At 47.8% G+C, this 12,525-nt stretch carries 8 protein-coding genes; 5 read left to right on the top strand and 3 right to left on the bottom strand.

All coding sequences use genetic code 11. The features are described from left to right. Positions 1-151: 151 nt before the first annotated feature. The gene (gene cysK, locus CEQ32_RS01965) at positions 152-1,120 is read right to left on the bottom strand and encodes a cysteine synthase A (RefSeq protein ID WP_011622282.1); all 969 of its coding nucleotides are present in this window, start codon (positions 1,118-1,120) and stop codon (positions 152-154) included. A gap of 246 nt (positions 1,121-1,366) precedes the next feature. On the opposite strand from cysK, the gene CEQ32_RS01970 reads away from it, so the two are divergent. From CEQ32_RS01970 to CEQ32_RS01980, 3 genes are all read left to right on the top strand, one after another. Continuing rightward, positions 1,367-2,650 (top strand): RDD family protein, encoded by a 1,284-nt coding sequence (locus CEQ32_RS01970; protein ID WP_088585428.1) that lies wholly within the window; start codon positions 1,367-1,369, stop codon positions 2,648-2,650. Continuing rightward, positions 2,647-3,768 (top strand): beta-ketoacyl-ACP synthase III, encoded by a 1,122-nt coding sequence (locus CEQ32_RS01975; RefSeq protein WP_069455208.1) that lies wholly within the window; start codon positions 2,647-2,649, stop codon positions 3,766-3,768. The genes CEQ32_RS01970 and CEQ32_RS01975 overlap by 4 nt, the downstream gene beginning before the upstream one ends. Positions 3,769-3,940: 172 nt before the next feature. Further along, positions 3,941-4,390 (top strand): hypothetical protein, encoded by a 450-nt coding sequence (locus tag CEQ32_RS01980; protein ID WP_088585429.1) that lies wholly within the window; start codon positions 3,941-3,943, stop codon positions 4,388-4,390. A 59-nt stretch (positions 4,391-4,449) separates the two neighbouring features. Here CEQ32_RS01980 and CEQ32_RS01985 read toward each other — a convergent pair whose 3' ends face one another. Both CEQ32_RS01985 and cysZ read right to left on the bottom strand, forming a co-directional pair. After that, positions 4,450-6,810, bottom strand: a complete 2,361-nt coding sequence (locus tag CEQ32_RS01985) for a carbohydrate binding family 9 domain-containing protein (RefSeq protein WP_192959145.1) — start codon at positions 6,808-6,810, stop codon at positions 4,450-4,452. Positions 6,811-6,996: 186 nt separating this feature from the next. After that, positions 6,997-7,776, bottom strand: a complete 780-nt coding sequence (cysZ, locus tag CEQ32_RS01990; RefSeq protein ID WP_037426752.1) for a sulfate transporter CysZ — start codon at positions 7,774-7,776, stop codon at positions 6,997-6,999. A 241-nt stretch (positions 7,777-8,017) separates the two neighbouring features. Here cysZ and smc point away from each other — a divergent pair, with 241 nt between their 5' ends. Both smc and zipA read left to right on the top strand, forming a co-directional pair. Next, entirely contained in the window at positions 8,018-11,446 is a 3,429-nt protein-coding gene (gene smc / locus CEQ32_RS01995; protein WP_088585430.1) for a chromosome segregation protein SMC, read from the top strand. 26 nt (positions 11,447-11,472) lie between these two features. Next, entirely contained in the window at positions 11,473-12,513 is a 1,041-nt protein-coding gene (gene zipA / locus CEQ32_RS02000; protein ID WP_088585431.1) for a cell division protein ZipA, read from the top strand. The last annotated feature ends 12 nt before the right edge of the window (positions 12,514-12,525 follow it).

Genomic DNA, 12,525 nt, shown 5'->3' on the forward strand with positions numbered 1-12,525 from the left:
GAAAAACTATGAACTGTGTCCAATTTCACCAATAAATCAGGCTCTTGATAGCAACAATATTCGTTCGAAAGAGATATGCATGGCAAGAATTAACTGACAGGTATAAAAATACCCAGACGGAGCTGGGTATTTTTATCAACAAGCGAGGAGATTACTGAATGTTTTCTTCGTCGCCAAATTGGCCTTGGAACAATACTGATGATAAGTAACGCTCGGCAGCTGAAGGCAGGATAACCACAATGTTTTTATCCGCAAACTCAGGCAGGGCAGCGATACGGTTAGCTGCAACCACTGCTGCGCCCGAAGAAATACCGACTAAAATGCCTTCTTCTTGCATCAAGCGACGGGCCATGTCGATAGCTTCATCGTTAGTGACGGTTTCAACGCGATCGATTAACTCAAGATCTAAGTTACCTGGAATAAAACCAGCGCCAATACCTTGAATTTTGTGTGGACCAGGTTGTACGGGTAATCCCGCTAAGGTTTGGGTGATAACTGGTGAATCTGCTGGTTCTACCGCGACAGAAGTAATGGCTTTGCCTGCAACTTTCTTCAGGTAACGGCTCACGCCAGTGATAGTACCGCCAGTACCTACACCCGCAACAAACACATCCACAGCACCATCGGTATCATTCCAGATCTCAGGACCTGTGGTTTTTTCATGGATTTCTGGGTTAGCAGGGTTATTAAACTGCTGCAGCATAATGTATTTTTCAGGCGCTGATTGACGGATTTCTTCCGCTTTATCAATCGCACCTTTCATACCTTTTGCGCCTTCAGTCAGTACAAGGTTTGCGCCTAAGGCTTTAAGCAGCTTACGACGCTCTAGGCTCATAGTGTTTGGCATCGTTAACGTCAGCTTGTAACCACGGGCGGCGGCTACATAAGCTAAGGCAATCCCGGTGTTACCTGAGGTAGGCTCAATCAGTTCATGATCTTTGGTGAGCAGGCCTTTTTTCTCGGCATCCCAAATCATATTGGCACCGATACGGCATTTGACACTGAAACTTGGATTACGTGCTTCGACTTTTGCGAGCACTTTACCTTGGCTTACGCGGTTTAAACGCACTAACGGGGTGTTGCCAATAGTATATGAATTGTCTTCGAAAATTTTGCTCATGGATTGCTTGCTCCTATGTTTGCACTATTGAATCATAATCGCCTGTGGCGTATTTAGAAGTGATTGTTTGTTCTTCTTTATTCGATTTAGTTATTAAAGATGTCGCTGTTATTTGTAAAGCCAGATTGGTCGTGGGTTTAACTGTGTTAACCTCTTGCTAACATCAATAAAAATTGCAATAGAACGAGAACAGTCATTTGATGTTTTGGTGATAAAAGCGCTTATCGGAATCGGATTTCAACCATTATGAAGCAACAACAAACAGATTTGGGCAAAGATCCTAGAACTATGGTCGCTCCTAAGGCATTTACTATTGCCGAATCGGTACTTTATACCCCATTAGCAACACCATTTAAGCGGGCGCTAGCGATATTAATCGACGGTTTATTTATCACTATTTTAGCCGAGCAAATGGATTGGCTGTTTGTTCTGCTGGTGGTGGGGATTATTTATATCGAAAAACGTAGCCGCCAGTTTGGCCGCTTTCTCAAATGGGGCCTTTATGCCGCCATGCTAGGGTTAATGCTCTTTAGCTCGGCGGGGAATTTGTGGGATTTGCATCAATCCACCCGCGACAAGGTCTCCGCGCCCCAGGATAGTAAGACTGTTGTTAAGGCGATTCCTGGCCTTGTCTCCCTCGGACTCTGTGAAAATACGGATTGTGCCCGTGAACAAATCCGTTCTTTGCAACAGACGCTCGAAACTCAGACGCTGGAAAATGTACCCATTGAGGGCATGTCGGCAGCTGAGCGCCGCGATATGGTATTAGATACTTTAGCTAGCACGGATTTATCCGAGGCTGATAAAACGCAGTTACGTGATGAAATCATGGCGGGCACTCTCTGGCCCGAGGTGAAAGTGTTTGAAGTCACTCTCGATTCAGCCACGGATTCAACAACACCATCACAATCACCAAAGCCAAGTCATTTGCTTGATGACAAGCTTGAACGTAGGGCGAACCCTGTGTCTGAACCACAAGCCGATGGATTAGCTAACGCGCATACCGATAAACAAGCCGCAGATGAAGATCTTAATTCCGTGCGTCAAGCGGAAAGTAACAACACCGAAAACGCCGATGAGGAGGAAAGTGATACCCGCAGTGTGCTGGCGTGGATTAAAGGCTTTATGAGCGATATGGGCTTAGAGTTTGGTTGGGCAGCATTTTACTTTACCGTGTTTACCGCCAAATTTGATGGTCAGACCTTAGGTAAAAAACTATTAGGTATTCGCGTTATTCAACTTGATGGCGCTAAAATCAGCCTTTGGACCGCTTTTGGCCGTTATGGTGGCTATGCGGCGGGCTTTACGACAGGCTTACTTGGCTTTATCCAGATCTTTTGGGATGCCAATCGGCAGGGGATCCAAGATAAAATATCTTCCACAGTCGTGATAGACTTAGCGCAAATGCATAAAAAGCAACAATTAGAGCAGCAACAGGCGCAGGCTGAACACGCATTAGCCGCCGTGCCAACACAGAATAATGCGACGTCTGCTCACCTTACAACAAGCACCCGTTCGGAGCACCTATGAAACAGGTCGTTATTTCTGGCAGCGGTTTATTTACGCCGCCACACAGTATTTCAAATGAAGCTTTGGTGGAAAGCTTCAACGCCTATGTCGATATGTTTAACCTTGAAAATGCAGGATTAATTGAGCAGGGCCATGTCGCGCCGCTGTCTTATTCTTCCAGTGAGTTTATCGAGAAAGCCTCGGGCATCAAGCACAGATATGTGATGGTTAAAGACGGTATTCTCGATCCTGAAATCATGATGCCGCTGATCCCTGAGCGCAGCAGTGATGAGTTATCCATGCAGGCCGAAATTGGGGTTGAGGCGGCATTGATGGCACTGAAACAAGCGGACGTGAAGGCCGAGCAAATCGATTTAGTGATCGTTGCCTGTGCTTATACGCAGCGCGCTTATCCGGCAATGGCGATTGAAATCCAGCGGGCACTCGGTACCCGTGGCTATGGTTACGATATGCAGGTTGCCTGTTCTTCGGCCACTTTTGCCATTGTGGCTGCCGCCAATGCGATTGCGACGGGCTCGGCGTCGCGCGTATTAGTGATTAATCCCGAAATTTGTTCGGCGCAGGTTAACTACCGAGACCGTGACAGTCACTTTATCTTCGGGGATGTCGCAACCGCTATGGTGCTCGAAGAGCAAAGTCTAGTGGCCGCGAGTAAAGGCTTTAATATTGTTTCAAGCCGTTGTTTTACCGACTACTCGAACAATATTCGCAGTAATTTTGGCTTTCTCAATCGCTGCGATCCAAGTTCGGCGCATCAGGCAGATAAGCTATTCCACCAACAGGGGCGCAAAGTCTTTAAAGAACTGTTGCCGATGATTTATCAGCATTTAGATGAGCATCTGGCCGAGCAATCCCTCACGCCGCAGTCCTTTAAGCGTTTGTGGTTGCATCAAGCCAACATCAATATGAACCTGTTTGTGGTGAAAAAACTGCTAGGGGATGAGGTGACGCCCGATCAGGCGCCCGTGGTGCTCGATGAGTATGCCAATACCGCCTCCGCCGGCTCTGTGATTGCTTTCCATAAATATTCCGCAGACTTTAATGCGGGCGATTTAGGGCTATTAAGCTCTTTTGGTGCGGGTTACTCCATCGGTAGCGTGATCCTGCAAAAACGCTAAATCGACAAAAGCCCCATTGCCAGCAATAGGGCTTTTGCTTTTATATCAGCACATTGGTTAAACGGCTTGATGCCGTACCTTAACCGAAAATGCCTTTAATCAGTACTAGACCGTTTGCAGTCTTGATAGCACTTTCTTTATAGCCTCAATTCAGATACCAGAGCCAATAACGATGATGCTTTTTTATCCCGATTCGGATATTCCGTTCCATCCCAATCCTGGCTGGTTTCTTGGCGCCTTTAATTGTTATGACCGAGAGGAAACCCTAGGGGAAACACTCAATCGCTACGATCCTTTAGATCCCGTGCAGCTGCAAGCGCTGTACGATGCTTATGTGTTTGATGAGTTTGGTGAACAGTTGGGATTTACCTCTGCCCACAGGGCTGCAATGGCGACAAATCTAATCGCTGCGCTGAGTGAGACAAAGCATGATTTTGTCGCCTATTTAGCAATTGATGAGAGCGAGGAGGAATGGTGTTTTCCTTCAGCGTGGGCATTCCCGCGGCCACGCTATCCCTTTGAACAGGCGTATCTTGCGCTGCTGCGGCATTGGGGAGTGGAGCTCACCGCAATAGGGATTGCGCTTCCCAGCCCAAGCTTATTGGGGATCCATGAGTCTTAGCTAGAATTCTGATTTAAGCCCACAAGCCTTGTTGTGGGCTTTATGCTAAACCTTTCTGCCTAGAGCAACCAGGCGTAGCTTAGCTTCATAAAATAGGTCTTCTCGTCCCGAGTGAGCCGCGTGAGTTCATCATCCGAGGTTAAACTGTCGGAATAGCCCAAATAGAACACGCTCTGGGGATTGAGTTTGTAGCCGTAGAGAATTTCATTGCCTAAGTGCGCCTCTTCGCTATCGGGCGACGAATACAAATACTGCGTAAGATTACGCTCGATTTGGGTGTAAATGCTCGATAGGCGAATAAAGCTGTGCAGACTCAGTTGCCAGTGCAGGCGCAAATCTGAAAGGTTTGCGGTAAAGAGTTTATCCTGCTCGACCTCCATATGTTGATAAAGATGAGAAATCTCCACCGATAAACCGTTGGCGATTTTCCAGTTCAATATTGGATTGATTAAGGTCTTTGTGCCTAATCTATCATTGAGAAAATCAATCTCATCGCCGTAATGGATCTCCAGCTCAAGGCTGAGGGCTGAAATCGGCGTAATGGCTCCGTAAAGCCAGCCTTGAGTTTCCTCATATTGATTGCTGTTACCTATTACGGCGAGTTGCGCTGTATTATGGCGTGGTCCGACCCGCTCACGGGTTTCTACCCCAAAGGACAATTCACTTTGTAGTGCGCCATACATTTCCCAAATGATCTCAAATTCTTGCTCGAGCTGTTCTCCCGCTTGATTGTGGGTGATATCCCAGTCACCGCCAAATTTTATCTTGTTAAACACCACTTGCGGATACCAAATTAAGCCACCGCCAGCCATAAAGGTGCGATAGTCAATTTTCTCTACAAAGCCCAAATCGGCACGAAAATTAGGGGAAACATCGTGATATTCGCTGTAGGCAAACCAATCGCGGGCATTGTGTTCATAGGTCAGTTGATACAAGGCGCCACTAAAATCCTCATCTGATTGGCTACGTAATACTTGTTCATTCACTTGGCATTGGCCAAATTCACAGTTTAAGGGCGTTTGACCGCAGAGTAGCCCTTCTGTCAGTTCTCCCTCCACATTGCCACAAAATTGTTGGTATAGGGCTGTGGGGTAACGTGTCTGGGAATGGGCGACCTGAGCAGTAAGTATATCTTGCTCAGTAGGCTGGTATTTGGCATCTAAACTTATGACATAATTGTGGTAATCATTATTATCATCGGTTTGTGCAGCAAATTCAGTCAGTTGATTGTCGGCACTGCTCTTAGCCGTGATAAGACCCCCAAAGGAAAAGGTTTTATCCATATCGAAGCGGTAACGCGCAGCCAGATTGAGGCTTTCCTCTGCTAATGAGGCGACCTCTGAACTTAAATTACCCGGCATTAAAAAGGTGGCTTGGCTGTCATTGGCGGCCAGCAGTGCCCAAGTGTGTTGCTCGGTTTGGCTGGTGAGTTTGAGGCCATAATCCGGCGATACGATATTGCGGGTATGTAGCAGATTCACTTGGGTATCGAAGTAGTCTTTATTATCGAGGAAGAAGGGGCGTTTTTCGTCGTAAAACAATGCGAATGTACTGTTAATATCGAGCTGACCCGCATCGGATTCGACTTGAGAGAAATCGGGGTTAATGGTTGCATTCAACAAGGTGCGGGCATTCATTCCCCAGCGTAAATCAAACCCCGGTTTATAGTCCGTATCTGTTTGCCAACCATGTGCAGTTTTATGTTCATTGCGAGTTGCTACAAAAGCGGGAGTAATTTGCAGATCTTGCCCTTGCTTGGCTGAAACTAAACCCGTGGCGACGCCGAGCTGACAGAGCTGGCAACTGATGTTGCGGTCAATTTTATGGGTGGAGAGACGATGGTTTTCATTACGTGGATAGTAGCGAATAAGCTCAAATCCCCAGTCTTGAATGGGCTTTTTATCGTCAAAGTTGAATAGCCGTAATGGCAGTTCGACTTCCACCTGATAGCCATCTGCGGTGATTTTACCGGCGGTTTTCCAAATGCCATCCCACGCTTCGCTCTCTTCGCCCGTGAGTTCATTCTCTATCGAGTCTAGTTGCACGCCCAGCGGGTTGATAAAAAACTGATAGGCCAAGCGTGCGTTATTGAGGGTATCGAGTTTGATCCCCACCAGATCATCACCCCAGAGATTATCCCTGTCCTTGAGAGTGGCACGAATGCGTTGAGGCTGACTGTCTTTGGCGGTAAAGGCCACAAATAGGCTGGTTTGGGTCGCGTAGATTCTGGCCTCGGTGTAAACGGGCGCCGCCGTGTTTTCTCCGGGCTGAGTCTCATAGCGTAACTCGGCCAGCGCCGCGTGCTGCCACACTGCCTCATCAAATTCACCATCAATCTCGGCGGTATCAGTTAAGGTTGGAATTGTTAACTGAAATTGGCTAACTGAGCCGGCCTGACTCGGTAAGCTCAGAAACATCATGCTCGATAGCAGAAAGGGGAGAAACGTCTTCAACAACTGGGCACAAAATAATCCGTAAATTACGCGCAGTGTGCCAGAAGTTTTGAGTTAACAAGAATGAGTAATTGTTACAAGGATTGTATTTAAATTGGATTGAGTTAGAGCCAAAGCGCACTGGATGGCATGCATCCAGTGCGATAAGGAGGATTATTCAGGTGCGACCACAGGATTACGGTAGGCTTCACGGTACTTATCGACCCACATGGCGGTGGCACCACAAATTGCCACAGGCATCACAATAAAGTTCACCACAGGGATCATCGAAAACAGTGTCACTGTTGCGCCAAAGCTGAAACTGGTGCCGCGGGTTTGATTCAGTGCAAAGCGCATATCCTTGAAGCTCACCTTGTGGTTATCGAAGGGATAGTCGCAGTATTGAATCGCCATCATCCAAGCACTGAATAAAAACCACAGAATAGGCGCCAAGGTTTGCCCGACCATTGGCACTAAAAATAGCAGTAAAAATACCAATGCACGGGGCAGATAGTATTTCAGTTTGATCCATTCACGGCCAAGAATGCGCGGTAAGTCTTTGACTAAGTCCATGCCTGAACCGGTATGCATGGGTTTGCCGGTTAATAGTTGTTCAACCTTTTCGGCCAGTAAGCCATTAAAAGGCGCGGCTAGCCAGTTCATCACTGAGCTAAACACAAAGGCTAGCATCACCAACATAGTGACAACCGCCAGCGGCCAGAGCAGAAAGTTAAGCCAGCTTAAATATTCTGGGAGCTGGGCATTCATCCAAGTAAAGAGCAGATCGAGCTGACCGACAGCCACATAAATTACGGCGGCAAAAAGTAACAGGTTAATCATTAAAGGAATAAATACAAAAGTACGAAGACCTTTACGTGTAATCAAACCAAAGCCATCGAGAAAATAATTCACACCACTTTTAGCCTGTGAGGGCGAGGGAAATTTCTGTGTCATATCGTCATTCCAATAAAGTTGAGATACAGCGCGGGAGACAGATAACTGCGATTGTGATCAACTCGTCGCGAGATGACAAGCTAAAAGCCGCATGAATTCAATAAAAAGCGTTACAAAATGCGGCTTGCTTTGTTAAAGTTGGCCTCAGAATTCTATGACACGACTCGGGCTAATATTGGCCTGCACCGATATCTGCCATCGCCCTGATGGCTTTTTAAACTGAGACGCGCTAACTGGCACTATGAGATTAAAACAAATAAAACTTGCCGGCTTTAAGTCGTTTGTCGAACCCACCAAAATTCCGTTTTTACAGGCATTAAGCGCCATTATTGGCCCAAATGGCTGCGGTAAATCGAACGTGATTGACGCTGTGCGCTGGGTGCTAGGCGAAAGCTCGGCAAAGCATTTGCGCGGCGACTCCATGAGTGACGTGATTTTTAACGGCTCCAGCGCCCGTAAACCCGTGTCTGTGGCGGGCGTTGAACTGGTGTTTGAAAACAAAGAGGGCCGCCTAGCGGGCCAATATGCCAGTTATGAAGAAATCTCGGTCAAGCGTCAGGTGAGCCGTGACGGTGAATCTTGGTATTTTCTCAACGGCCAAAAGTGTCGCCGCAAAGACATCACCGATCTATTTATGGGTACAGGGCTTGGGCCGCGCAGTTACGCCATTATCGAGCAGGGCACAATTTCACGTTTAATCGAATCGAAACCGCAGGATTTACGTACTTTTATTGAAGAAGCTGCGGGGATTTCTCGCTATAAAGAACGGCGGCGTGAAACGGAAAATCGTATTCGTCACACCCGTGAAAACCTAGAGCGTTTAGGGGATATTCGCAGTGAGTTAGCCAAACAACTGGAAAAGCTCAGTCAGCAGGCTAAAGCCGCAACACAATATCGCGAGCTAAAGCAGGCTGAGCGTAAAACCCATGCTGAATTGCTGGTGATGCGCTACCAAGAGCTGCAAAGCCAGATGACGAGTTTATCGGAGCAGATTAGCTCGCTCGAGCTGCAACAAGCGGCAGCGCAATCCTTAGCGCAAACGAGTGAGTTAGAAAGCACTGAGCTGCAAGTTACGCTTTCACAGTTAGCCGAGCAAGAGCAGCAGGCGGTCGAAGCCTATTATCTAACGGGTACTGAGATTGCTAAGTTAGAGCAACAGTTACAGAGCCAAAAGCAGCGCGACGCCCAGCTACATACTCAGCTCGAGCAATTGAGCGAGCAAATCACCCAAAACCAAGCCAAATTAGCCGCTTATCAAGCCAGTTTTCAAGCGCTGGAGGCAGAGCTTAGCCAACTTGCGCCGCAACATGAATTGCAGCAGGAAATGATGGATGAGCTGCAAGCCCAATGGGAGATGAGTGTTTCGCGCAGTGAGGCACAGAGTGAAAGCGCCAGAGTGCTGGCGGCGGCCGCCGCTCAGCATAAGCTACAATTAGAATTACACCGCAGCAAACTGGCGCATCAGCAACAATTAAATGCCCATAAAACCCAGTTACATCAAGAACAACAGCAAGAGTTAGCCTCACTCAATGAGCATGCCCTTGAAGATAACAGCGCATCACTCAATGACGAGATTACCCAGTTAGAGCAAGCATTAGCTGAACAAGTTGAAATTAATCAAGAGTTTGAATCCACTCTGGCTACCGATACTCACGCGTTAGATGTTGCGCGAGGTGAGTTTGAGCAATTATCGCAGCGTTTAACTTCGATGCGGGCGCGCTTCGAACTGGTTGAACAATGGCTGGCAAAACAAGAAGAGTTAAGTGATAAGCCGCAGCTGTGGCAAAGCATTCAAGTCGAAAACGGCTGGGAAGCCGCGGCAGAGCTGGCGCTGCAGGGATTAATGACGCTACCCGTGGGCGTTGACGCTAATGATATAGGGTTTTATGCCGATGCTGCCTTGGCGGCGGATGCGCATCTGGATGGCTCTCCCATCTTAGGGGCCAAATTGAACCTTGCCCCTTGGCTTAAGGGACTTAAATGGGCCGATAATCTGGCCAGCGCACAAGCACAAGTGGCGAGCTTGGCGGCCGATGAGCGAATAGTGACCGCTGATGGTTATCTGCTTGGCAAAGGTTTTTTGATTGCCAAACAAGACAATAGCCAATCGTTAGTGCAACTGAGTAAAGAACAAACTCAATTAAGCGAAGCGATTAATGAGTGTGAGCAGGCGCGGGTAATACAGCAGTCAAAGCTCGATGCGTTGGCGCAGCAATTAACCCAAGTGCGTGACAGCTTAAGCCAAGGTATCAAACGCTTACACCAATTACAGCTCGATAAAGCCACCAAATCTACCCAGCTTAATAACGCAGAGGCCCAGGCCAAGCAGCGCGAAGTTAAACGGGGACAACTAGCAGAAACCGTTGCGCGAACGCGAAATGAGTTAGCCGAGCTGGCTGAGCAGTTAATGCTGCTTTCGGAACAAGAGGATGAATTGGCGGAGGCGCTAGCGTTAAGCCTTGAGAAACAGCAACAACAAAGCCTTGAAGCCCAAGGGGATTTAGCCCGTCACCAAGCGCTAAAGGCACAAATTAGCGATGCCGAGCGCCGCTTAGCGAGCCTCAATGCCAGTCTGCAATCGGTCACCACTCGGATGGCGGTGAGCACAGAACAAATTGAATTACAGCGGGTCCGTGTCAGTGAATTAGTCCACTCACAGGAAACACTGTCAGCCCAGCTTGCCAGTGTTGTCGCACAGCAGGGTGATCAGCAAACGGCAAAGCTGAGTGAACAACTGGCGCAGCTACTCAATCAGCAACAGAGTCAGCAACAGGCACTTAAAACGCTCAGGGCACAACAAAGTTCGCTCACTGAAACGCTAAACAGTATAGGATTAAAGCAAAAACAAGAGCTTGGTAAGCTTGAGGGCTTGACTCAAAGCCTCAGCACGTTAAAGTTACGTCGTGAGGGATTAAAAGGGCAGGCTGACAGCCAGTTGGCAGCCCTGGCGGAACAGCAAATTGTGCTTGCTCAGGTGATTGATTCACTGCCTAGCGATGGTCAGCCAGACAAGTGGCAGCGTGATTTGGATCAGATCCGCCAAAAAATTATCCGTTTAGGTGCGATAAACCTCGCGGCGATCGAAGAATTTGAGCAACAAAGTGAGCGAAAATCCTATTTGGATCATCAAGATGAAGATCTCAATAAAGGGCTTGCAACACTAGAAGAAGCCATTCGTAAAATCGACAAGGAGACCCGCACCCGCTTTAAAGCCACATTTGATGCAGTCAACGAGGATTTAGGGCGATTGTTCCCCAAGGTGTTTGGTGGCGGGCGTGCTTACCTTGCGCTAACGGAAGATGATTTATTAGAAACGGGCGTGACCATCATGGCCCAGCCGCCAGGTAAGAAGAACAGCACAATCCATCTTCTTTCCGGTGGTGAAAAAGCCCTAACGGCTTTATCATTGGTATTCGCGATTTTCAGGTTGAATCCAGCTCCCTTCTGTATGTTAGACGAAGTGGATGCGCCCTTAGACGATGCCAACGTAGAACGTTTCTGCCGATTATTGAAGGAGATGTCGCAGAGCGTACAGTTTATCTATATCAGCCATAACAAAATTACGATGGAGATGGCTGATCAACTTATCGGTGTGACTATGCATGAGCCGGGTGTATCCCGTATAGTCGCAGTAGATTTAGAGCAAGCGGTGGCGATGGCCGACGCGTGATAACTAGAAGAAAGACAGGGTAACCAATGGAAGATTTGCAACTAGTTTTGTTCGTTTTAGGCGCCATAGCCATAGTTGCTGTGCTGGTGCATGGATTTTGGTCTATCAGAAGACAACAGCCTAAGTCATTGAAAGATAGTCCGATGGGCAATTTCTACAAAAAGCAGGCAGAGCGTGGCGAGGCTGCCCCCAAGCGTATTGATGCCGATGGTTTCGACGCCGATGGTATTGGCGCGGTCAGAGTTCGTAAAGCGAATGAAGCTCATACCCCAGAGGCACCTGCGTTTAACCCTTATTTAAAGCAAGAAGCCAAAGCACAACTGCAACCAGTGGAACCCGTTCAAGTTGAACCTAAACCACTGTTTAAGCAAGAACCAAGCATGGCGCAGCCCGACTTTAATTTGCAATCACCGAGTGTGAAAGAGCAACACCGCGGCCCTAAAGCATCGCGCCAAGAGCCAGTATTGCAAAGCCATACAGCGCATTTAAATCAAGCTCACGTTGGCCAATCCCATGCGGCGATAGTGGCGCAAAAGGCGGCTGAAGAGCAACGTGCCCAAGTGCAAATGCCCACCCAAACCGCGTTGTTTGATGATGAAGAGGCGTATGAAGAAGAGCAACCTCAAGCCGTTGAACAGGCCGATGATGATTTAGGTGAACCACGTGATGTACTCGTACTGCACGTAGTGGCGAAAGAAGGTCAGCAACTTAATGGTGCAGAATTATTACCTTGCTTCTTAACCCTTAACTTTAAATATGGCGATATGAATATTTTCCATCGTCATGTGGATAATGCTGGTAATGGTAAGGTGTTGTTCTCCATTGCTAATATGGTAAAACCTGGTGTTTTTGACCCAGACAATATGGAGCAATTCAGCACCCAAGGCGTGGTGTTCTTTATGACTTTACCTTGCTACGGTGATGCGCTAATGAATTTCTCTATCATGCTTAACTCGGCGCGCCAATTGGCGGATGATATCGACGCGGTTGTGCTCGATGGTCAGCGTCAACCTTGGGGCGAGTTTACTAAGCAAGATTATTTACACCGCATTCGCGCAAACGCTTAATGCACCGCCGCG

Source organism: Shewanella sp. FDAARGOS_354, from assembly GCF_002209245.2.
Classification (GTDB): Bacteria; Pseudomonadota; Gammaproteobacteria; order Enterobacterales; family Shewanellaceae; genus Shewanella; species Shewanella xiamenensis.